Below are 20,868 nucleotides of genomic sequence, written 5' to 3' on the forward strand. Positions count from 1 at the left end.
CCTTCCCCCGGAGGGGCGGGCGAAGCCGTCCCCCGCGCGGGTTTCACCCCACCGTCAGCAGCGTCTTGCCCAGCACTTCGCGGGCCTCGATGGCGGTGTGCGCCTTGGCGGCGTCCTCCAGCGGGAAGGTCTGCCCGACCACCGGGCGCAGCCGGCCTGCCGCGGCCTCGGACAGGGCGCGGTCCAGCAGGGGCTTCGCCTCGGCCGGGGACAGCTGGACCTGTTCGATACCTGCCAGCGTGACCTCGCGGGCCTCGGCCGCCTCCGGGTCGACCTCCGCGAAGCCGCCGGAGGGTGCCCCGTGCGCGGAGAAGCGGGCTCCGCGTGCGGCCAGCTCGAAGGCCCGGCTGCCGATGGTGCCGCCCACGCCGTCGAACACCACATGGACGCCGGCTTCGCCGACCGCCTCCCGCACCCGGTCCGGCCAGTCGGGCCGCGCGTAGTCGACCACCGCGTCGGCGCCCAGCTCCTGCTGGGCGAGGGCGAGTTTCCGTTCGCCGCGAGCAGCCGCGACGACCCGGGCGCCGGCGGCCTTGGCCAACTGCACCAGCAGTGCGCCGAGCCCACCGCCCGCCGCCAGGACGAGCACCCAGGCGCCGGGGCGCAGATTGCCTGCGCCGACGGCGTTGTCGAAGAGCCGTACGGCGGTGGGGCCGTCGTGCACCAGCGCGGTCGCCGTGGCCAGGTCGAGCCCCGCGGGTACGACGCTGACCGTCTCGATCGGGGCGAGCGCGCGCTGCGCGTACCCGCCCGCGGCAGGCGCTGCGGTCTTGCTGACGACCTGCCTTCCCCGCCAGGCGGCACCGATGTCCGCGCCCAGCAGGTCGATCCGGCCGCCGACCGCGCCGCCGGGTACATACGGCAGCGCGGGGTCGAAGAAGGCACCGTCCCGCCTGATCTGGGTCTCCAAAAAGATCACGTCGGCGTAGGCGACCTCGATGACCACCTGCCCGGGGCCGGGGGCGGGGTCGGGCAGTTCGACGACCTCCAGCACTTCGGGACCGCCGAAGCGCGATACCTGGATTCCACGCATTGCAACCACTCTCCTCACGCCGACGACCGTCGGCTGGACACGAGAGCAGTCTTCAACTTGAACAAAGGTTGAGGTCAACTCGGGCGGGCGAGGCGGTCAGGCGGGCGTACGCACCTCGTCGCGGATGCGGCTGACGCGCTCCGCCCAGGCCTCAAGGTCCACGCTCTTCGGGTCGACCGAGTAGGTGTCGGCGCTGTCCTTGGCGACGTAGGCCGCGGTGCCCGGGTCGCTCCAGGCGCAGACGGGGATCGTCAGCTTCCGGCCGGCCTGCGACTTGACCAGCACCTCGCAGGTCAGCGGGTCGCCACCGGCCGGGGTGATGTCGCGGCGCTTGACGGCCACCTCCATGGCCGAGCCCGACTCCATGCCGTCCATCATCTGGTTCTTGGACAGCTCCGGGTTTCCGTAGTCCTCGCCGGTGGCCGCGCCGTAGAGGAGGCGGGAGGTGTCGGAGGAGTTGGAGTAGGAGCCCAGATGGGCCGTCTCGCCCGGCCGTGCGGGCTTGACCGAGTCGCTGAGGTCCTTGCGGAGCCGGTACCGGCCGTCCTCCAGCGTCTTGGGGAAGCTCAGCTTGTAGGTGGTCCTCGACTCGCTGGGGCTCGGCGTCGGCTCCTCGTCGTCGGAAGGCTCCTCGGAGGGCTCGCCGGAGGACTCGTCGGAGGGCGAGCCGGACTGCTCGGAGGAGGCCTTGTTGTCGGCGGAGTCGTTCTTGTCGTCGTCACCGCCCGAGAGGGCCAGCAACGTCCCCGCCACCGCGACGGCGACGACCAGGACGGCGGCCACCACGATGCCGACGACCTTGTTGCTGCGGTTCGGTGAGGGCGGCGGGCTGCCGTACGGGGCCGGGAAGCCACCGGGGCCGTACGGTGCTCCGGGCCCGCCCGGTGCTCCGGGGCCGACCGGTGCTCCAGGGCCGACCGGTGCTCCGGGCCCGGCCGGTGGCTGCCCGTAACCGCCGCCCGGCGGCCCGCCGAAACCGCCGTTCTGCGGCTCGCCGAAGCCACCCCCGGACGGGGGGCCGAAACCACCGCCGCCCGGAGGGTGGCCCGGGGGCTGGTTCGGTGGCTGCGGGGGTGTCGTCATCCCGTGTCCCTCCCGGCGAGGGAGGAGTTCCCCGTCCCCCGACCGTGCTCTGCCTGCGCTGAGGTCACGGTACCGCCGTTGGCCAGAGGATGACTCTCGGGATATCCGCTCAGCGCACGTAGAGCTTGTCGATCTCCGCGGCGAAGTCCCGCACGATCGCTGCACGTCGCAGCTTCATCGACGGCGTCAGATGTCCGTCCTCCTCGCTGAAGTCGCGCTGCAGCACGGCGAATCGCCGGATCGACTCGGCCCGCGACACCAGCGAGTTGGCCTCGTCCACGGCCTGCTGGAGACTGCGCAGCAGATCGCCGTCGACGACCAGCTCGGCCGCGCTCAGATGCTGCTTCTTGTGCATCCGCTGCCAGTGCGCGAGCCCGTCCGGCTCCAGCGTCACCAGCGCCGTCACGTACGGCCGGTTGTCACCGATCACCAGGCACTGGCTGACCAGCGGATGCGCCCGCAGCCAGTCCTCCAGCGGGGCCGGCGCCAGGTTCTTTCCCGCGGAGGTGATGATGATGTCCTTCTTGCGCCCGGTGATGCTCAGATACCCCTCCGAGTCGAGCGCGCCCAGGTCCCCGGTGGGCATCCACCCCTCCGCGTCCCGGTGCGGGGTCACGCTCCCGGTACGGGCGTCCCAGTAACCGGCGAAGACGTGTTCGCCCTTGATCAGCACCTCGCCGTCGTCGGCGATCCGCACCGCCGTGCCCGGCACCGGCCAGCCGACCGTGCCCAGGCGCGGTTTGAGGGGTGGGGTGGCGGTGGTCGCCGCGGTGGTCTCGGTGAGGCCGTAGCCCTCGAACACCGTGACCCCCGCCCCCTCGAAGAACGCCGCGAGCCGGTGCCCCAGCGGGGAGCCGCCGCAGATCACATAGCGGCAGCGCCCGCCGAGCGCCGCCCGGATCCGCCGGTAGATGAGCGCGTCGTAGAGGCCGCGCGCGGCACGCAGCCCGAACCCCGGGCCGCTGCCGAAACCGTGCTCCTGCGCCTCGACGGCCTCTCCGTACCGCTGCGCGATACGGGCGCCCCGGTCGAAGGACGAGGCGCGGCCCATCTGCTCGGCCCTCGCCCGGCCGGTGTTGTAGATCTTTTCCAGCACGTACGGAATCCCCAGCAGGAACGTCGGCGCGAAGCCCGCCAGATCGGGGAGCAGGTCCTCGGTCCTGATGCTCGGCGCGTGCGCGAGCCGGACCCGGGCCCGCAGACAGCCGATGGCCACCATCCGGCCGAACACGTGCGACAGCGGCAGGAACAGCAGCGTCGAGGCGGGCTCGGAGTGTTCGGCTCTGAAGACCGGGTGCAGCAGCTCGATCGCGTTGTCGACCTCGGCGAAGAAGTTGCCGTGGGTGAGGACGCAGCCCTTGGGCGGGCCGGTGGTGCCCGAGGTGTAGATGAGCGTCGCGATGTTCCGCGGACCCAGCTGTGCACGGCGCTCCGTGACCAGCGCGTCGGGTATCTCCCGCCCCGCGTCCACCACATGGCCCACCGCGCCCGCGGTGAACTGCCACAGATGCTCCAGCGCCGGCAGGTTGCCCCGCTCGGCGCTGAGCATCCGGGTCTGTTCGACGTCCTCCACGAAGCAGGCCCGGGTCAGGGAGTCCTGCAGGATGTGCCGGGCCTGCGAGGCCGACGAGGTGGGGTAGACCGGCACCGTGACCAGGCCCGCCGCCCAGGCGGCGAAGTCGGTGAGGGTCCACTCGTAGGTCGTACGGGCCATGATGGCCAGCCGGTCCCCCGGCTGCAGCCCCAGCGCGATCAGGCCCTTGGCCATCGCCTGGACCTCGGCGGCGAAGTCGCGGGCCGCCATGTCCCACCAGGCGCCGTCCCGTCCCTTGCGGCCGAGGACCGGTTCGCCAGGGGCCTCGGCGGCGTTGGTGAAGGGGATGTCGGCGAGCGAGCCGGCGGTCACCCGGGGCGCCAGCGGCGGGACGGAGACCTCGCGGACCCTGCCGTCCTCCACCTTCTTGTGCGGCTCGACCAGTTGCACCGGTTGCATGGTGATGGCTCCTTCATCACAGGTGCGGAGAGCTGTGCCTGGGCCAAACTCCTGACGGGGCAGTAACCTTCGCTTCGGTAACCTTACTGAGAGGTAAAGCTACGGGAGACGAGGGAGTTCGGGGAATGGCCGGTCGCCACCTTCATCGGACGCACACACCGGCCCGCCACCTCGCCAAGGCCGCTGTCACCGCACCGCTCGAACGCGGCCCGTACACCGGAGCCCGGCTGCCGCAGGAGCGGTTCTCCCTCCCGCCCACCGCTTCGGACCAGGAGCGGGTCCGCCGCTACGCGCAACTGTGCGGCCACGACCCGGGATCCGAGGCGTTACCCCCCGCCCAACCGCACGCCCCTGCCCCGCCGCTCGCCGCCCGCCGGCGGCTTCCCCCGCGCCCTCGCACACGGCATGTGGACGGTCGCCCTACGGGGCGGCCCGGACGCCGGGAAGCCGCACCTCACCGGCCGTGCGGGGCCGGTGCCACGCCAGGCACCCACCGGGCGCCCTTCATCAGATTCTCCAGGCCCGCCCAGCAGAAGTTCATCAGCGTCGCCGCGGTCTCCTTCGCCGAGGGTGCTTCGATGTGCTCGCCGGTACGGGAGTTGGCCCACTCGGCAAGCGACTCGGCCGCACCGACGAGCGCGTGCGCCAGGCCGGAGACCTCCCGTTCGGCCAGTTCGCCGTCGCACCCCGCGTCCTGCGCCGCCTGTCCCAGCAGCGTCGTTACGATCGTGACGACCTCCACCCGCATCGCGGCGACCTCGCGGGCGAAGGGCTCGCCCTGCGTACGGGCGCGGTAGAGCACCGCCACACCGTCCGGACGGGCCGCCGTGTGGGTGAAGAACGCGGTCAGACCGTTCCACAGCTGCTGGTCGGCGGGGAGCCCGCGCTCCCGCGTGCCCTGCCGTACGGCCGCGACCAGTGCTCCGACCTCCCGCCGGACGCAGGCCATGAACAGGTCTTCCTTGGACTTGAGATACAGATAGACCAGCGGTTTGGAGACACCTGCCGCCTCGGCTATGTCGTCCATGGACGCGGCCTGGTACCCCTGCCGCGCGAACGCCGCCACCGCGGCGTCCAGCATCTGGCGCTCCCTCACCTCGCGCGGCATGCGCTTCTGCCCCACGCGCTTCCATCCCTTCGCCCCGTGTGCCCCGTGACCCCCTTGCCGGTCCGGTGACGCCGACTCGGACAGCGCCCCGTTCCCCCGCCGACTCCGGCTCCCCGCAAGCGTACGCGCCCCCGGCAGCGGGGCCGGGGGCGCGAGGCGGGACGCGGGACGGAGGGAAAACTTCAGGTCAGCTCGCCGTGGCCGGTTCCCTGGGGGCGGTCACCCGCGGCTCCGCCGCGGTGTCGTCGGCCTCCTCGATGGAGAAGCTGCGCGCGGTGGCGAACGCCTCGCGGTCCAGGATCTTCTCCTTGGCCGAGACGAGGACCGGGATCACCGCTTGGCCCGCCACGTTGGTGGCCGTACGCATCATGTCCAGGATCGGGTCGATGGCCAGCAGCAGGCCGACGCCTTCCAGCGGCAGGCCCAGCGTGGAGAGGGTGAGCGTCAGCATCACGGTGGCGCCGGTGAGGCCCGCGGTGGCGGCCGAACCGATGACCGAGACGAAGACGATCAGCAGGTACTCCTTGATGCCCATGTCCACATGGAAGAACTCGCCCACGAAGATCGCCGCGATGGCCGGGTAGATGGAGGCGCAGCCGTCCATCTTCGTCGTCGAGCCGAACGGCACCGCGAAGGACGCGTACTCCTTCGGCACGCCGAGCCGCTCGGTGACCTTCTGGGTCAGCGGCATGGTGCCCACCGAGGAGCGGGAGACGAACGCCAGCTGGATGGCGGGCCAGGCGCCCTTGAAGAACTGGATCGGGTTGACCTTGGCGACCGTGCCGAGCAGCAGCGGGTAGACGCCGAAGAGGACCAGGGCGCAGCCGATGTAGATGTCGGCGGTGAAGGTCGCGTAGCTGCCGATCAGGTCCCAGCCGTAGTCCTTGATCGCGGTGCCGATCAGGCCGATGGTGCCGATCGGGGCCAGCCGGATGATCCACCACAGCGCCTTCTGCAGCAGCGCCAGTACGGACTCGCCCAGATTGAGGATGGGTTCGGCCTTCTCGCCCAGCTTGAGCGCGGCGATACCGACGACGACCGCCATGAAGACGATCTGCAACACCTTCAGCTCGGTGAACGGCGTGATCACGTCGGTCGGGATGATCCCGGTGAGGAAGTCCAGCCAGGAGCCCTGGGTGTCCGGCTTGGCCGCGTCCTTCGCCGACAGCCCGGTGCCGGAGCCCGGGTTGGTCAGCAGGCCGATGACCAGCCCGATCGCCACCGCGATCAGCGAGGTCGCCATGAACCACAGCAGGGTCCTGGTGGCGAGCCGTGCCGCGTTGTGCACATTGCGCAGGTTGGTGATGGAGATGGTGATCGCGAAGAACACCAGCGGTGCGACGGCCAGCTTCAGCAGCTGGACGAAGATCTCACCGATCTTGGTGAGGGTGGTGCCGAGCCAGGCCACGTCCCAGTTGCGCGCGGCCCAGCCGAGGACCACACCGAGGACGAGACCGAGCAGGATCTGCGCCCAGAACGGCACTTTGGGTATGCGGGACCGCTTGTCGGGCGCGGCACCGCCGACGGCGGCGGCCGCGGACGGCGAAGAAGGCGAGGACGACGAGGACGAAGACACGGACAGACTCCGGGGCGTCAGGAAGCGGACTCTTGGGGGAAGGGACGTCGCGAGCAGGAGATCGCGTAACGAGGCGGTCGCAGGAGCGTGCGGCCGCGCGGCGATGCGGTCGCGCCGGAGGGTAGTCCGGCCGCGCTGTCAGCGACAGGTCGCCGACATGCAGCGGCAGAGATCGACATGCAGCCGCGCCACGAGCGCCAGGCCCGGCCGGGCCGGATGCGCGTCGGAAGTGGTGGCTGCGTTCGTCATGGCCGTCACGCTAACACTCCGTCTTTGGCTTACCCAAAGTTCTCCTTTGGGGGACAGTTACGGAAAAGCTCAACGCCCCACCGGGGAAAGCACATTCCCGATGGGGCATCGACGGCGGTGTGACGAGGGTTACACGGGCCTCGGCCCGGTATGCGGGCGCCCCGGCATGCGCTCAGGGGCCGTCGTACAGGTGGGACCGGTCAGGCGGAGCCCGTCCGCGGTTCGGCCTGCGGCTTCGCGGCCTGGGGGGCCTGGACCTCGTCCTCCTGGCTCTGGTTGGCCGCCAGCCGCGCCTTGGCCCGGCCCACGCCGCCCGCGATCTGCTCCGCCATGGCGGCCCGCTGCTTGCGCAGCAGCACATAGCTGAGCGGCGCCGAGATGATGAGCGCGAGGAGCACCACCCAGATCGGGTTCGACTTGCCCACCCCGGCGGGCACGACGCCGAAGTGTGTCAGCAGCCCGACGACGACGAGGCAGCCGACGAAGATACCGATCCGCATGGCTGTGTAGCGGAGCGTCGCGTGCGAAGTGCTGCTGCTCACGGGAGTTCTCCATGCATTCGGGCGTTTCGCGGTTCTTCACCAGTCAAGCACAGTCCCAAAAGTGATCTACGCGCACCCCGAAGGGGCACGGGGCCGTGTCTGATATGCGGCTCCGCCGCGTGGGCGCGCCCAGCCGAGCACCACCCCGCAGGCTGCAGCGACACAAAGGGTGCACCCCTACTCCAGCACCCGCGCAGCGACCCGCAGATCGGCGAGGAACCCGCCGTAGACCTCATCCTGGTCGTCCGCCCGCAAGATCGCCGAGGGGTGGATCGTGGGAACGACCAGCTCGGTCCGCCCGTGCACCTCACGCTCCGTGCAGGAACCCCGCTCCTTGGTGACCCGGAACGACGAACCGAACAGCGCCTTGCCCGCCGTCGCCCCCAGGACCACGAGCACCTCGGGCTCGGTCAGCGCGAGCTCGGCCGCGAGCCACGGCCCGCAGGCCGTCATCTCGCGCAGCGTCGGCGGCTTGTGGATACGCCGCTTCCCGCGCCCTTCCTCGTGCGCCCACTTGAAGTGCTTGACGGCGTTGGTGACGTACGTCTGCGCCGGGTCGATGCCGACCTCGTCCAGCGCCCGGTCCAGCATCCGGCCCGCAGGTCCGACGAACGGGGCTCCCTTCCGGTCCTCCTGGTCGCCCGGCTGCTCCCCGACGAGGAAGACCCGGGCGTGCGCGTCACCGGTGCCGAAAACGGTCTGTGTCGCGTTCTCGTGCAACGGGCAGCCCCGGCACCCGGACGCCGCTTCCCGCAGCGCCCGGAGCCCGGCGTTCCCGCTCGTGCGCCGCTCCGCCTCGGGGAGAAAGGGCGTCGCGTCGTACGCCTCCTCGGGCCGCTCACCGTCCGTAGCGCCCTTTGCCGCCTTCGCTGCCATACGGCTCGCGGTACCCCGCGGAAAGCTGACATAACAGCGCCTTCGCAGCAGATTGCGCATTCTCCAGCCGGCACGGCCGGACTCCCCAGCCCCGAGGCCGGGGAAGCACGTCAGACCCGCATGGGCTGGGGGGACTCGCGCCGCTGCGGGTCCGGCCCCTCGTGGCTGCGCACCGCGCCGTAGTGGGCGTCCCGCTCGACGGGCCGGAAACCGGCGTCGCGGATCGCCGCCAGCAATTCCTCGCGGGTGAGCGCACCGGCAACCTGCTCCGCCGCGCTCCCGTCGTCCACGTCATCGCCCACGACGCGGCCGGTCAGCTCGTCCGCACCGTGCTGGAGCGCGAGCTGCGCGGTCTGCTCGGTGTGCAGCGCCCAGTCGGCCGCCAGGTGCGGCACGTTGTCCAGCAGCAGCCGGGCGACGGCGAACGCCTTGAGCACCTCGGCCCCGGTCGCGCCGTGCGGCCCGTCCTGCAGCAGCGGTACGGCGACGTGGAACCCGCCCGCCGCGTCCTGCAGTTCGCGCAGCCGCAGCAGCTGCTCGACGAGGGCCACCGGGTCTACGGGGGCGCCCGCGCCGCCGTAGCGCAGGGCGTACGCCGTCAGCGCGAGCCCCTCGGGCAGCGCCGCCCGCAGCACGCGCACCCCCTCCGCGAGGGCGCTGCCGTCCACCTCCGTGCCGACGTCCAGCCGCAGCTCGGTGACGCCGTCGGCCGCCCACCGGGGGGCGAGCGCCACCGCCTCTTGCAAGTCCGTCACATCCTGCGGGCAGCGGGCGGCGAAGTGGGCGACGTCGCCGCTGCGCCGGCCGCGCACCTCGTGTGCGAGGCCGCCGAGCCAGGCCAGGTCGTCGCAGTCGTACAGGGCGATACCGTCCTCGCGGCTCAGCCGCTCGCCGGAGCGGACCTTCCGCTCGATGTCCGCCGCGTCCATTCCTCGCGCCACCTGCCTGCCTCGGTCCGTCATCCGTCGTGCCGTCGTCCGTCCTGATCCCCGCGCCCGACACTACGCCAGGCCCCGCCCGCGGCTATTCCTCGGGCAGCTCCCCGACCCTGTTCTCCCACTTGGTCGACAGCACGATCGTCGTCCGCGTCCGCGAGACGCCCTTGGTGCCCGACAGCCGGCGGATGGTGCGCTCCAGATCGTCCACGTCACCGGCGCGCACCTTGAGCATGTACGAGTCGTCACCGGCGATGAACCAGCAGTCCTCGACCTCCTGCAGGTCACGCAGCCGGGTGGCCACCTCCTCGTGGTCGGTGGCGTCGGAGAGCTGGATGCCGATCAGCGCCGTCACCCCCAGGCCGAGGGAGGGCGCGTCGACGGTCGCGCGGTAGCCGGTGATCACCCCGGCGGCCTCCAGCCGGTTGATCCGGTCGGTGACGCTGGGGCCCGACAGGCCCACCAGCCGCCCCAGTTCGGCGTAGGACGCTCTGCCGTTCTCCCGCAGCGCCTGGATGAGCTGCCTGTCCACCGCGTCCATGGATGCCGCTGCCTCCTGTACATAGAAGTCCGGGGAACGAATCTAAGGCATCGGCCCGGTACCGCCCCGCCCCGTACCTCCCGCTCCCCGACTGCTGTCGCGCCCGAGCTCCCCCTCCCACCGCCGGTACAGCTCGTGCGGCACCCCGGCCGCGTCCAGCACCCGACCGGCCACGAAGTCGACCAGGTCCTGGATGTGCCGGGCACCCGCGTAGAAGGCGGGCGAGGCGGGGAGCACGACGGCACCGGCCTCGTCCAGCGTCACCAGGTGCCGCAGCGTCTGGCCGTTGAGCGGGGTCTCGCGTACCGCGACGACGAGCGGGCGGCGCTCCTTGAGCGTCACACCGGCCGCGCGCTGCAGCAGGTCCTTCGACAGCCCCAGCGCCACCCCGGCCACGCACGCCGTACTCGCCGGAACCACCAGCATGCCCTTGACCGGGTACGAGCCGGACGACGGTCCCGCCGCCAGATCGCCAGGCGACCAGTGCCGCACCCGGGCCGGGTCCGCATCGAACGCGTCCGGGCTGCCGTCCGCGCCGCGGGCCAGCCAGCGGCGCAGGTCCTCCTCCGCGTGGGCGTCGCGGAAGGGATGACCGGTCTCGTCCAGGATCGTCAGCCGGGACGCCCGGCTCACGATGAGGTCCACATCCTCGCCCGCGTCCAGCAGCCCACGGAGGACCGCTGCCGCATAGGGCGTACCCGACGCCCCGGAAACCCCCACGACCCAGGGGACCCGTCCCATGTCACTCACACCGCCGACCCTACGTCCCGGCCGCGCACCGCCGCCGCACGCACCCTCGCGCCGCTCGCCGGGACCGGCCACGTCCCTGGCCGTGCGCGCTGCCGCCCGGCCGGTTCGTCCGCGCACCGGAACGATGCGTACGTCCGTGCGCGCGAGGACGCGTACGCTCTGAGGCATGCGTGTCTCCCGCCCCAGCCACACCGCCGCGGCAGCAACGTGCGTGACCGTACTGGCCGTCGCCGTCACCGGCTGCTCACTCGCCGAGAAGGTGACCACGGGACTCAAGGTCAAGCACGCCTTCGAGAAGCTGGGCGAGCAGCCTGCGGCCTCCGTGCTGGTCTCCGTGGACGGCAACAGGGCCGAGGCCGAGAAGTTCCTGCGTGCCGCGGGTGCCGAGGACGACTCCTCGACCCGCCAGGCGGCCCGGCTGCTGACCCGGGGCGAACTCACCTTCGCCGTCGGCTCTGACCGGGAGGAGACCCCCCTCAAGGAGCTCAGCCGCTCCGAACGCCTCCGGTTCGCGACGGCCCTCAACTTCGGCGGCAGGGACGTGCTGGCGGCCAAGTCGGTGGAGGAGAAGCTCTACGTCCGGATGAACCTGCGCTCCCTCGTCGCGCAGACGGGCGGCTCGGCGGCGGACCGACAGCGCGCCCGCACCATCGTCGCCCTCGCCAAGGACCTGCCCACCTCGCTCGGTTCGGCCAAGGACGCGCTCAAGGGCAAGTGGGTGGAGATCGACCCGGAGGCGTTCGACGACTTCGCACGGGCCGCGCAGCAGATCGCCGCCGAGGAGAAGAGGGGCGCGAAGAAGGGCGAGTTCGGCCGGCACGACCGCGGAGCCGCGGGCCCGGGCGGCTCCGAGCAGAGCGACGAGACCAGCAAGCGCCTGAGCCGGGCGACGGCGGCCGGCCGCGCGCTCAACGGGGAGTCCGAGCGGGAGTTCCTGGAGGGCCTGGAGAAGACCCTGGGCGAGCACGCCCGGTTCCGCAAGGCGGGCGAGTACGGCGGCGCCGAGCATGTGACGGTCTCCATGCCGGCACGCAGGGCCGCCCCCGACCTGTCGCGGGCGCTGGAGGCCCTGGGCGCCCGGCTGGACCCCGCGACGGTGCCCGACAAAACCGTCAGCGCCGACCTCCAGATCCGGCGCGGCCAGCTGACGGGCCTCACCGTCGACCTGGGGCAGTTCCTCAGCGGCAAGCGGGCCGAGAAGGTGGACCTCCCGCTGCGGATGGTCTTCGGCAGCGGCGACGCCGTCACCGTGCGGGCGCCCGACGGCGCACGGGAGCTGAAGCCGCAGGACCTGATGGCCGCCGTGATGTACGGCGCCCTGGGCACGGGCGGCATCTGAGGCATCCTGGAGACCAGGACGGTTCGCCGGCTGCCGGTTCTCCGGGGCGGCGGTTGTGGTTTTCCGGGGTGACGGGAACCGTCGGCGCACCGTGCGCCGTTGTAGAGCGTGACGAGGCATGTCCTGCCAGGGACGCTCTCGCGAGGGAGGCGAGCATGGCGAAGGGCTCAGGGGGCACCGGCAGCACGGGCGGCGCCAAGGCGTTGGCGGCCGGGAAGCTGATCGTCGGCTGGGTGGCGCTGCTGTGGGTGCTGGAGGCCGTGGACCAGGCGTCGGGCAACGCGCTGGACTCCTTCGGCATACAGCCCCGCCGCGTCGGTGAGCTGGTGGATGTGATCCCCAGCGCCTTCATGCACTTCGGCTTCGAACATCTGATAGCCAATACGCTGCCGCTGCTGGTCCTCGGCTTTCTGGCGGCACTGCGCGGGGTGGGGCGCTTCCTCGTCGTCGCCGCGATCATCGTCGTGGTCAGCGGACTCGGTGTCTGGCTGATCGCCCCGGAGCACAGCAACACCGCCGGTGCCTCCGGCCTGATCTTCGGCCTCTTCGGCTATCTGCTGGCCCGCGGTTTCGTCGACCGCCGTATCACCGACGTCGCCCTCGGCACGGTCGTCGCCGTCTTCTACGGCTCCATCCTGTGGGGCGTCCTGCCCACCGACTCCGGCATCTCCTGGCAGGGCCACCTCTTCGGGCTGATCGGCGGCCTCCTCGCCGCCCGCCTCACCGCCGAACCCCGCCGCCTGGACGCGGGCAAACCAGCCTGGCACTGACGCGGCTCCCGGCGCCGGGGGTCACATGTCCCGGCGCTGGATGCGGGTCTCCCGGTCGATGGGCAGCTCGTCCGTCTCGATCTTCGCCCTGCCGATCTCCAGGGCGACCTCGACCGGCTTGCCGTACGGGACGACGTCCCGGCCCCGGTAACCGTCCGGCCCCGGGTGCCACAGCATCGTGCACTCGGCCTGGTACGGATCGAAGATCAGATAGTGCGCGATCCCGCGCTGGGCGTACAGCCGGTCCTTGACGACGTAGTCGTGGCGCACGCTGCTCGGCGAGACGACCTCGACAGCCAATTCGATCAGGTCGGGCGAGTAGGCGCTGAGGTTGCGGTCGGCCTCGACCCGCGGGACGAGGGCGAGGTCCGGGCAGAGCTCATCGTCGTCCCCGAAGACGAAGGTGACGTCCGAGACCGGCCGCCACTCGCCTCCGAGCTGCCTCAGCGCTGCCTGGATCTGGAAGATCGTCTCGCCGTGAAACGGCCTGACCGGACTCATCATGATGTTGCCCCCCACGATTTCCGTCCGGTAGCCCGGGAACCGGTCTTCCAGACGGCTGAGCTGCGAGTGCAGGCGGTCGGTCTCCGAGCTCATCACGGCGCTCTCCCTTCCCTGCTCCCGATGGTAGAGGGGGCAGGCTACTCAGACGCTGAATCCGCGCACCGCCAGATCGAGCAGGGCACACCCGAACAGGGCAATCCCGATGAAGCTGTTGACCTGGAAGAAGGCGCGGTTGAGGCGGGAGAGGTCGTGGGGGCGGACGATGGTGTGCTCGTAGACGAAGGCGACCGCGACGATCAGCAGGCCGAGCCAGTAGAAGACGCCCGCGTCGGTGACCAGGCCGAAGGCGAGCAGCAGGCCCGTGGTGACCAGATGGGCGGCGCGGGTGGCGTGGATGGCCGCCGCGGTGCCGAAGCGGGCGGGCACCGACTTGACCCCGTTGGCGCGGTCGGCCGTCACGTCCTGGCAGGCGTAGATCAGGTCGAAGCCGCCGATCCAGATGCCCACGGCCAGCCCGAGGAGCACGGCGTGCCACGACCAGGCGCCGGTGACGGCGATCCAGGCGCCGGTGGGCCCGATGGCCTGGGCCAGCCCCAGGATGGCGTGCGGGTAGTTGGTGAACCGCTTCCCGTACGGGTAGACGACCATCGGGAGGACGGCGAGCGGCGCCAGGGCGAGGCACAGCGGATTGAGCAGGGCCGCGGCGCCCACAAAGACCACGAGGGCGACGACGGCACCCGTCCAGGCCGTGCGGACGGACACCGCGCCGGTGACCAGCTCGCGCCCGGCGGTGCGCGGGTTACGGGCGTCGATCTCGCGGTCGATGATCCGGTTGGCGGCCATCGCGAACGTCCGCATGCCCACCATGGCGACGGTCACCAGGAACAGCTGCCACCAGTGCACGCTGCGGCTGTCGCGGTACATCGCGGTGAGTGCGGCGATGTAGGCGAACGGCAGCGCGAAGACCGAGTGCTCGATGACCACCAGGCGGAGGAAGGCCCGCACCCGGCCGATGTCCGCGCCCGGACCGGGCCCGAGCACTCCCTCAGCTGTGCTGCTCACGCGTCTCTCCGTTCGCCTCTTTCGACCTCCGGCCGGGGGTACCCGCGGTTCACAGGCCGTACTCCTTCCAGCGGCGGCTCACCAGCTCGGCCACCCGCGGGTCCGACTCGACCATCTCCGGCCAGCCCCCGTCGCGCGTGTAGCCCTCCTCGGGCAGCTTGCGGGTGGCGTCGATGCCCGCCTTGCCGCCCCAGAACTGCTGGTAGGAGGCGTGGTCGAGATGGTCGACGGGGCCCTCGACCACCGTCAGGTCACGCGCGTAGTCCACATTGCCCAGCGCCCGCCAGGACACCTCGTGCAGGTTCCGCACATCGCAGTCCTTGTCCACGATCACGATGAGCTTGGTCAGCGACATCATGTGCGCGCCCCAGATGGCGTGCATGACCTTCTGCGCATGCTTGGGGTACCGCTTGTCGATGGCGACGATCGCGCAGTTGTGGAAGCCGCCCGACTCCGGCAGGTGGTAGTCGACGATGTCGGGGACGACGACCTTCAGCAGCGGCAGGAAGAACCGCTCGGTGGCCCGGCCCAGCGGCCCGTCCTCGGTCGGCGGCCGGCCCACCACGATGGACTGCAGCAGCGGGCGCTTCCGTGTCGTCACACAGTCGATGGTCAGCGCCGGGAACGGCTCCTGCGGCGTGTAGAAGCCGGTGTGGTCGCCGAACGGGCCCTCCGGCCGCATCTCGCCCGGCTCCAGCCAGCCCTCCAGTACGACCTCGGCCGCGGCGGGCACCTGGAGCGGGACCGTCTTGCAGTCGACCATCTCGACGCGCTTGCCCTGCAGGAAGCCCGCCAGCAGATACTCGTCGATGTCGGCGGGCAGCGGGGCCGTGGACGCGTAGGTGACGGCGGGCGGGCAGCCGAAGGCGATGGCGACGGGCAGCTTCTCGCCGCGCCGGGCGGCGACCTGGTAGTGGTTGCGGCTGTCCTTGTGGATCTGCCAGTGCATCCCGATGGTGCGGCGGTCGTGCCGCTGGAGCCGGTAGAGGCCCAGGTTCCGTACGCCGGTGTCGGGGTCCTTGGTGTGGGTGAGGCCCAGGTTGAAGAACGAGCCGCCGTCCTTGGGCCAGGTGAACAGCGCGGGCAGCCGGTCCAGGTCCACCTCGTCGCCCTGCTGGACGACCTCCTGGACGGGCGCGTCCTTCACCTTCTTCGGCGGTACGTGCGTCATCGCGCCGAGCTTTCCGAACGCCTCCCGGAAGCCGACGAAGCCCTGCGGCAGCTCGGGCTTGAGCAGACCGCCGATCTTCTCGCTGATCTCGTCGTAGGAGGCCAGGCCGAGCGCCTTGAGCAGGCGCCGGTCGGTGCCGAAGACGTTCATGGCCAGCGGCAGGTCCGAGCCCTTGACGTTCTCGAACAGCAGCGCGGGGCCACCGGCCTTGTTCACCCGGTCGACGATTTCCCCGACCTCCAGCCGGGGATCGACCTCGGCCTTGACCCGTACGAGATCGCGGTCACGCTCCAGGGCCCGCAGGAGCGAGCGGAGATCGTCGTATGCCATACGCCTCAGTATCCTCCCCGATGTCCGCGGCCTGAGCGCCGGGGGTTTGTCCCGGACCATTACGCTGGCCCCGTGGGGACCCGCGAGTCGGGCCCCCGTCCCGCATCCGTCCGGCGGCATCTCGCACCCAGGGGGCGTTCCGCGTGATCATCAGGCTCTTGCCCTTTCTTCTGATCCTCGCCCTGTGGATCTACGCCTTCATCGACTGCCTGAACACCCCGGAGAACGAGGTGCGCAAGCTGCCGAAGGTGGTGTGGGTCATCATCATCCTGCTGTTCGGCCAGGTTCTGCTGGGACCCATCGCCTGGTTGGTGGTGGGGCGCCCGCGCCGGAACGCGCCGTACGGCGCGGTGCGCGCCGATGAGCGCAGGTGGGTCGCACCGGACGACAACCCGGACTTCCTCAAGTCCCTGGGCGAGTCCCCTGCGGGGGGCCGGCCGACGGATGAGGCGGAGCCGCCCCGCGCGGAGCCGCCCGATGCGGAACCGCCCCGTGCGGAGCCGCCCCGCGCGGACCGCCCTGATGAGGAGCTCCGCAATCGACGGGACGCCGACGAGGGCTGACCCGGGCGTGCCGCCGTTGCGGCGACAGAAGTTCGCGGCAGGGGCAGGTGCAGCTCAGCTCGGAGAGAGTGCGTACTCGGCGCGGAGTTCCGCGAAGCGGGCCGGGGTCCAGGTGGACCAGTCCGTCGGGCGGCCCCGCAGTTCCTCGCCCAGCAGTTCGAAGTGCTGGTGCCAGTCGGCGAGGGCCGCCGGGAGCGTTTCGACGTCCCCCGTGAAGTCGTTGCGGAAGCGCACCCGGGTGCGGTCGTCGTCGAGCGTGCCGCGCAGGGTGAAGCCGAAGGAGCCGCGTCCGTCGACCGTGTACTCGGCGAGTCGTCGCCGCGACCAGGCGGTGATCCTCCCGGGCGTGGCGAAGCCCTCGTCGGAGGCGGGGCCGCCCTCCCGCAGGGCTCCCCGCGGGCCGCGGTTCAGCCAGCGCAGCGTGACAGCTCCACCGGGGCCCGGTTCGAACGGATCGGCGGCGGCCAGCCACCCCCGCAGCCCGGCGGGGGTGGCGACAGCCGCCCAGACGCTCTCCAGCGGATGCGGGAAGGACAGCTCGAAGCCGATCGTGTGCGCCGCACCGTCTGCGCTGCTGCGCGCGGTGCCGTGCGGGATGTCGTAGGAGAGGGCCCGCGGCCGGCTTTCGGTGCTCATAGCTCCGCCTTCGTCGCTCGCCCGGGTATCGGCGGGTGTGTCAGACGCCCGCGTACGAGTGCTTGCCGTTGAAGAAGATGTTGACGCCGTAGTAGTTGAACAGGAAGCAGGCGAAGGCGAGAAGCGCGAGGTACGCCGCCTTACGGCCCTTCCAGCCCGCTGTGGCGCGCGCGTGCAGGTAGCAAGCGTAGGCGACCCAGGTGATGAACGACCAGACCTCCTTGGGGTCCCAGCCCCAGTAGCGACCCCAGGCGTCGCCCGCCCAGATGGCGCCCGCGACGATGGTGAAGGTCCAGAAGGGGAAGACGGTCGCGTTGATCCGGTAGGCGAACTTGTCCAGCGAGTTCGCCGAGGGCAGCCGCTCCATGATCGAGGAGCGCAGCTTCCCGGGCTTGCGGCCGGCCAGCAGATGCGTCTCGTAGGCGTCGCGGAACAGGTAGAGCGCGGAGGCGACGAAGCCGAGGTAGAGCAGCGCGCCGCAGATGATGGCCAGCGAGACGTGGATCCACAGCCAGTAGGAGTGGAGCGCGGGGACGAGCTGGTCGCTGTCGGTGTACAGGACGGTGACGGCCAGGCCGAGGTCCAGCAGGACGGTGGTGACCAGCGGCAGCCCGATCCAGCGGACGTTCTTCTTGGCCAGCAGGAAGCCCAGGTAGGCGCCGACGGCCACCATCGAGAAGGCCGTCGAGAACTCGTACATGTTGCCCCAGGGGGCACGCTGCACCGACAGCGAGCGGGTCAGCACCCCGGCGAAGTGCAGCAGGAACGCCAGCACCGTGAGGGAGACGGCGATCCGCCCGTACATGTCGCCCTGCTCGTCGCCAGCCGCCGCGCCGGGGCCGTCGGGCAGCTCGCCGCGGCGACCGTTGCCGGAGCGGGTGACGATCTTCGGCGGGGCGGGCTTCTCCAGCACCGCCGTGCTGCCGCCCTTCGCCTCGGCACGGACGGCGGCGCCGCCCTCCTGGGCCGGAACGGCGGTCCCGGCCGTGGGCTGCTTCGTCAGCGCGGCGGCCGTACGGCCGACCTTGCTGCGGGAGCCGAACGTCCATTCGGCGATGTAGGCGAAGAAGGCCAGTACGTAGACGGCCATCGCCGAGTAGATCAGATAGTTGCTGATCTGGGCGAGCTGCTCGTTGGGGTCGGCTGCGAGGAGGTTCACTTGCCTGCTCCTTCGGGGGCATCAGCAGGATCGGCGGTGTCCGCAGGGTCGGAGGACTCCGCAGCGTCGGGGGACTCGGCGGCGTCGGGGGACTCCGCGTCGTCGGCAGGCTCCGCGGCGTCCGCGGCCGCGACGGGCGCCGCGTCTTGCATGGCGGTGGCCAGGGAGGCGAGTTCGTCGGGCAGGCGGGCCGACTCGCTACGGCCGAGCCCGGCCATCTCGACGACCGTACGCCCGTCGTCGGCCGCGTAGGCCCGCACCCACACCCTGCGGCGCTGGATGAACAGCGAGCCCGCGAGCCCCGCGATGGCGGTGAGGGCACCGCCCAGCGCCCAGCCGTTGCCCACCTGGTGGGAGACCTGGAAGTTGGCCCACTTCTTGACGCCGTCGAAGGTGAGGCTGCCGGCGCCGTTCGGGAGGGTCATGGTGTCGCCGGGAGTGAGCTTCTTGGCGAAGGGGTCGCCGTCCTTGTCCTTGAACTTGGTCATGTTCTCGGTGTTCAGCTGATACACGTTCTGGGCCGGCCCGCCGTCGACGCCCAGGTTGCCGTGGTAGGCGGTCAGGAACATCGTGGGGTTCTTCAGGCTGGGCGACTGGGAGAACATGGTGCCGCTGTTCGGCTCGAAGTCGGGGACGAAGAAGCCCTGGAAACCGAGCTGGTCCTTGCGACCCTTGGCGTTCACATAGTCGGTGACCTTCACCACGCCGCTGGAGGTCTGGTTGTTGTCCTGCTGCAGGAAGGGCACCGGGCCGCGGTAGGCGATGTTGCCCTTGCCGTCCTTGACGGTGACGGAGGGCGCATAGCCGTTGGCGATCAGGTACACCTTGGAGGAGCCGATCTGCAGCGGGTGGTTCACCTTGATCGAGGTGTGCTTCTCCTTGCCGCTCGCGCCCTCGGTGTAGGCGATGTCGGCGCGGTAGTCGCGCGGGGTGCCCTTGTTGGGGCCGCTCTCCTCGTAGGTGGCGTGGAACTTCTTCAGCCGGAAGGCGAACGGGTCGAGCATGTCGGGGCTGAACAGCGAACCCGACTGGAAGTCGTCGTACTGCGTCAGGACGTTGGAGAAGCCGTCGCCCTGCACGATCAGCTTGCGGCCCTCGGACTTGAACAGCTGCCCCGAGGCGAAGGCCAGCAGCAGCACGATCAGCGCGATGTGGAACAGCAGATTGCCGACCTCGCGCAGATACCCCTTCTCCGAGGCGACGGCGTTGCCGTCCTGGTGCGCACGGAACCGCCTGCGCCCCAGCAGCGAGCGGGCCGCCCCCAGCACCTTGTCCGGCTCCGCCTCGGTGCGCCAGGTCGTGTAGACCGGCATCCGGTCCAGCCGGCGCGGGGCGCGCGGCGGACGGGCGCGCAGCTGGCCGACGAACTGCCAGGTGCGCGGGACGATGCAGCCGATCAGCGAGATGAACAGCAGGATGTAGATCGCCGAGAACCAGACCGACGTGTAGACGTCGAAGAGCTGGAGCTTGTCGTAGAGCGGGGCGAGGGTGGTGTGCTCCTCGCGGAACCGCTCGACCTTGAGCGCGTCGACGGGCGTCTGCGGGATGACCGAGCCGGGAATGGCCCCCAGCGACAGCAGGAAGAGCAGGATCAGCGCCACCCGCATCGAGGTGAGCTGTCGCCAGAACCAGCGCAGCCAGCCCAGCGGGCCGAGCGAGGGAACGTTCAGCCGCTCCTCGGTGGGAGCCGTCGACAGCTGGGCCGAGGCCGCCCGGTCACCGGCGGACTCCCGCTCGGCGGCGGCCGTACGCTCCTCCGCCCCGGTCGCCTCACCGGTCTGGTCGGCTGCCGCCTCGGCGACGCCCTTGCCGCTACCGGTCGTGCTCATGGATCAGATCCCCACCGTGAAGTCGGACGACCAGACCGTGATCTCGTAGACGATCCGGTCCCAGATGCCTGTGACGAGCAGGACACCGACGGCGACGAGCATCCCGCCACCGATCCGCATGACCCACGCGTAGTGCCGCTTCACCCAGCCGAAGGCGCCCAGCGCACGGCGGAAGGCGACGGCGGCGACGACGAACGGGACGCCCAGGCCCAGACAGTAGGCCACCGTCAGCAGCGCGCCCCGCCCGGCGCTCGCCTGGTTCGAGGAGAGCGTCAGGACGGCGGCGAGCGTGGGCCCGATGCAGGGCGTCCAGCCGATGCCGAAGAGCACCCCGAGCATCGGCGCACCGGCCAGCCCTATCGCCGGCCGCTTGTGGATGCGCAGCTCCCGCTGGGTGAAGCGGGTCAGCGGCCCCAGCGCACCCATGAAGGCGAGTCCGAGCAGGATCGTCAGGCCGCCCATCACCCGGGAGATGAGGACGCGGTTCTCCTGGAGGGTGGCGCCGAAGCCGCCGAAGAGGGCGCCGCCGGAGACGAAGACGGCGGTGAAGCCGAGCACGAACAGTCCGGCGCCCAGGAACATCCGTCCCCGCCGCGCCTCGGCCAGGTCGGTGCCGCTGACGCCGGTGACGTAGGAGAGGTAGCCGGGGACCAGCGGCAGCACGCACGGCGAGAAGAAGGAGACCAGCCCGCCGAGGAGGGCGATGGGCAGGGCCAGCAGCAGCGCGCCGTTGAGGACGGTGCCGTTCATCCCGGCTGCCGCCAGCGGGATCGTCGCCGGCGAGGCCGTCGCCAGCGGGGCCGCGAGCAAGGTCATGGG

20 protein-coding genes are annotated in these 20,868 nt (G+C 71.1%); 3 read left to right on the forward strand and 17 right to left on the reverse strand.

Annotated features, from left to right (window positions below):
• Positions 1-43: 43 nt before the first annotated feature.
• The 10 genes from JW613_RS25120 to JW613_RS25165 all read right to left on the reverse strand — a co-directional run bounded on the left by JW613_RS25120 (position 44) and on the right by JW613_RS25165 (position 10,677).
• A complete protein-coding gene (locus JW613_RS25120) occupies positions 44-1,033 on the reverse strand; it encodes a zinc-binding dehydrogenase (protein ID WP_209213182.1) in 990 nt (329 codons plus the stop codon).
• Positions 1,034-1,129: 96 nt separating this feature from the next.
• Positions 1,130-2,116: a hypothetical protein gene (locus JW613_RS25125; RefSeq protein WP_209213183.1), complete on the reverse strand. Its 987-nt coding sequence runs from the start codon at positions 2,114-2,116 to the stop codon at positions 1,130-1,132.
• Between the two features lie 109 nt (positions 2,117-2,225).
• Complete coding sequence (locus tag JW613_RS25130; RefSeq protein ID WP_209213184.1) at positions 2,226-4,109, reverse strand: AMP-dependent synthetase/ligase; 1,884 nt, start codon at positions 4,107-4,109, stop codon at positions 2,226-2,228.
• Between the two features lie 454 nt (positions 4,110-4,563).
• Positions 4,564-5,217 (reverse strand): TetR/AcrR family transcriptional regulator, encoded by a 654-nt coding sequence (locus JW613_RS25135; protein WP_209213227.1) that lies wholly within the window; start codon positions 5,215-5,217, stop codon positions 4,564-4,566.
• 187 nt (positions 5,218-5,404) lie between these two features.
• Positions 5,405-6,799, reverse strand: coding sequence for a dicarboxylate/amino acid:cation symporter (locus JW613_RS25140; RefSeq protein ID WP_245226270.1), 1,395 nt, complete (start codon positions 6,797-6,799; stop codon positions 5,405-5,407).
• 443 nt (positions 6,800-7,242) lie between these two features.
• Positions 7,243-7,584 (reverse strand): DUF4229 domain-containing protein, encoded by a 342-nt coding sequence (locus tag JW613_RS25145; RefSeq protein WP_209213185.1) that lies wholly within the window; start codon positions 7,582-7,584, stop codon positions 7,243-7,245.
• A 177-nt stretch (positions 7,585-7,761) separates the two neighbouring features.
• Positions 7,762-8,460: a UdgX family uracil-DNA binding protein gene (locus JW613_RS25150; protein ID WP_209213186.1), complete on the reverse strand. Its 699-nt coding sequence runs from the start codon at positions 8,458-8,460 to the stop codon at positions 7,762-7,764.
• Positions 8,461-8,570: 110 nt separating this feature from the next.
• Entirely contained in the window at positions 8,571-9,389 is an 819-nt protein-coding gene (locus tag JW613_RS25155) for a hypothetical protein (protein ID WP_209213187.1), read from the reverse strand.
• Positions 9,390-9,483: 94 nt separating this feature from the next.
• Positions 9,484-9,936 carry an Lrp/AsnC family transcriptional regulator gene (locus JW613_RS25160; protein WP_099883380.1) on the reverse strand — a complete coding sequence of 151 codons (453 nt, stop codon included), beginning with the start codon at positions 9,934-9,936 and terminating at the stop codon, positions 9,484-9,486.
• A 42-nt stretch (positions 9,937-9,978) separates the two neighbouring features.
• Complete coding sequence (locus tag JW613_RS25165) at positions 9,979-10,677, reverse strand: UbiX family flavin prenyltransferase (protein WP_209213229.1); 699 nt, start codon at positions 10,675-10,677, stop codon at positions 9,979-9,981.
• A gap of 175 nt (positions 10,678-10,852) precedes the next feature.
• Here JW613_RS25165 and JW613_RS25170 point away from each other — a divergent pair, with 175 nt between their 5' ends.
• Both JW613_RS25170 and JW613_RS25175 read left to right on the forward strand, forming a co-directional pair.
• Positions 10,853-12,025 carry a hypothetical protein gene (locus tag JW613_RS25170; RefSeq protein ID WP_209213188.1) on the forward strand — a complete coding sequence of 391 codons (1,173 nt, stop codon included), beginning with the start codon at positions 10,853-10,855 and terminating at the stop codon, positions 12,023-12,025.
• A gap of 155 nt (positions 12,026-12,180) precedes the next feature.
• Positions 12,181-12,795, forward strand: a complete 615-nt coding sequence (locus tag JW613_RS25175; protein ID WP_209213189.1) for a rhomboid family intramembrane serine protease — start codon at positions 12,181-12,183, stop codon at positions 12,793-12,795.
• Positions 12,796-12,816: 21 nt separating this feature from the next.
• Here JW613_RS25175 and JW613_RS25180 read toward each other — a convergent pair whose 3' ends face one another.
• From JW613_RS25180 to JW613_RS25190, 3 genes are read right to left on the reverse strand one after another with little or no spacing between them, the layout of a single operon-like run.
• Positions 12,817-13,392, reverse strand: a complete 576-nt coding sequence (locus JW613_RS25180; RefSeq protein ID WP_245226237.1) for a Uma2 family endonuclease — start codon at positions 13,390-13,392, stop codon at positions 12,817-12,819.
• 48 nt (positions 13,393-13,440) lie between these two features.
• On the reverse strand, positions 13,441-14,361 hold the full coding sequence (gene mqnP, locus JW613_RS25185; protein WP_209213191.1) for a menaquinone biosynthesis prenyltransferase MqnP: 921 nt from the start codon (positions 14,359-14,361) through the stop codon (positions 13,441-13,443).
• Positions 14,362-14,410: 49 nt separating this feature from the next.
• On the reverse strand, positions 14,411-15,862 hold the full coding sequence (locus tag JW613_RS25190; RefSeq protein ID WP_209213192.1) for a menaquinone biosynthesis decarboxylase: 1,452 nt from the start codon (positions 15,860-15,862) through the stop codon (positions 14,411-14,413).
• A 146-nt stretch (positions 15,863-16,008) separates the two neighbouring features.
• Here JW613_RS25190 and JW613_RS25195 point away from each other — a divergent pair, with 146 nt between their 5' ends.
• A complete protein-coding gene (locus tag JW613_RS25195; protein ID WP_307866033.1) occupies positions 16,009-16,425 on the forward strand; it encodes a PLD nuclease N-terminal domain-containing protein in 417 nt (138 codons plus the stop codon).
• Between the two features lie 54 nt (positions 16,426-16,479).
• On the opposite strand, the gene JW613_RS25200 is transcribed toward JW613_RS25195, so the two are convergent.
• From JW613_RS25200 to JW613_RS25215, 4 genes are read right to left on the reverse strand one after another with little or no spacing between them, the layout of a single operon-like run.
• Entirely contained in the window at positions 16,480-17,061 is a 582-nt protein-coding gene (locus tag JW613_RS25200; protein WP_209213193.1) for an SRPBCC family protein, read from the reverse strand.
• A 40-nt stretch (positions 17,062-17,101) separates the two neighbouring features.
• Positions 17,102-18,220 carry a c-type cytochrome biogenesis protein CcsB gene (gene ccsB / locus JW613_RS25205; RefSeq protein ID WP_209213194.1) on the reverse strand — a complete coding sequence of 373 codons (1,119 nt, stop codon included), beginning with the start codon at positions 18,218-18,220 and terminating at the stop codon, positions 17,102-17,104.
• Positions 18,217-20,049 carry a cytochrome c biogenesis protein ResB gene (gene resB, locus JW613_RS25210; protein ID WP_209213195.1) on the reverse strand — a complete coding sequence of 611 codons (1,833 nt, stop codon included), beginning with the start codon at positions 20,047-20,049 and terminating at the stop codon, positions 18,217-18,219. The genes ccsB and resB overlap by 4 nt, the downstream gene beginning before the upstream one ends.
• Before the next feature lie 3 nt (positions 20,050-20,052).
• Complete coding sequence (locus JW613_RS25215; protein ID WP_372447999.1) at positions 20,053-20,865, reverse strand: cytochrome c biogenesis CcdA family protein; 813 nt, start codon at positions 20,863-20,865, stop codon at positions 20,053-20,055.
• Between the last annotated feature and the right edge of the window lie 3 nt (positions 20,866-20,868).

The organism is Streptomyces smyrnaeus, assembly GCF_017676345.1.
Classification (GTDB): domain Bacteria; phylum Actinomycetota; class Actinomycetes; order Streptomycetales; family Streptomycetaceae; genus Streptomyces; species Streptomyces smyrnaeus.

What these genes read in the sequence shown, in the direction of transcription:
- JW613_RS25120 (WP_209213182.1), bottom strand. Translation starts at nt 1,033, where the DNA reads ATGCGTGGAATCCAGGTATCGCGCTTCGGCGGTCCCGAAGTGCTGGAG.
- JW613_RS25125 (WP_209213183.1), bottom strand. Translation starts at nt 2,116, where the DNA reads ATGACGACACCCCCGCAGCCACCGAACCAGCCCCCGGGCCACCCTCCG.
- JW613_RS25130 (WP_209213184.1), bottom strand. Translation starts at nt 4,109, where the DNA reads ATGCAACCGGTGCAACTGGTCGAGCCGCACAAGAAGGTGGAGGACGGC.
- JW613_RS25135 (WP_209213227.1), bottom strand. Translation starts at nt 5,217, where the DNA reads ATGCCGCGCGAGGTGAGGGAGCGCCAGATGCTGGACGCCGCGGTGGCG.
- JW613_RS25150 (WP_209213186.1), bottom strand. Translation starts at nt 8,460, where the DNA reads ATGGCAGCGAAGGCGGCAAAGGGCGCTACGGACGGTGAGCGGCCCGAG.
- JW613_RS25155 (WP_209213187.1), bottom strand. Translation starts at nt 9,389, where the DNA reads ATGGACGCGGCGGACATCGAGCGGAAGGTCCGCTCCGGCGAGCGGCTG.
- JW613_RS25160 (WP_099883380.1), bottom strand. Translation starts at nt 9,936, where the DNA reads ATGGACGCGGTGGACAGGCAGCTCATCCAGGCGCTGCGGGAGAACGGC.
- JW613_RS25165 (WP_209213229.1), bottom strand. Translation starts at nt 10,677, where the DNA reads ATGGGACGGGTCCCCTGGGTCGTGGGGGTTTCCGGGGCGTCGGGTACG.
- JW613_RS25170 (WP_209213188.1), top strand. Translation starts at nt 10,853, where the DNA reads ATGCGTGTCTCCCGCCCCAGCCACACCGCCGCGGCAGCAACGTGCGTG.
- JW613_RS25175 (WP_209213189.1), top strand. Translation starts at nt 12,181, where the DNA reads ATGGCGAAGGGCTCAGGGGGCACCGGCAGCACGGGCGGCGCCAAGGCG.
- JW613_RS25180 (WP_245226237.1), bottom strand. Translation starts at nt 13,392, where the DNA reads ATGAGCTCGGAGACCGACCGCCTGCACTCGCAGCTCAGCCGTCTGGAA.
- JW613_RS25190 (WP_209213192.1), bottom strand. Translation starts at nt 15,862, where the DNA reads ATGGCATACGACGATCTCCGCTCGCTCCTGCGGGCCCTGGAGCGTGAC.
- JW613_RS25200 (WP_209213193.1), bottom strand. Translation starts at nt 17,061, where the DNA reads ATGAGCACCGAAAGCCGGCCGCGGGCCCTCTCCTACGACATCCCGCAC.
- resB (WP_209213195.1), bottom strand. Translation starts at nt 20,049, where the DNA reads ATGAGCACGACCGGTAGCGGCAAGGGCGTCGCCGAGGCGGCAGCCGAC.
- JW613_RS25215 (WP_372447999.1), bottom strand. Translation starts at nt 20,865, where the DNA reads ATGACCTTGCTCGCGGCCCCGCTGGCGACGGCCTCGCCGGCGACGATC.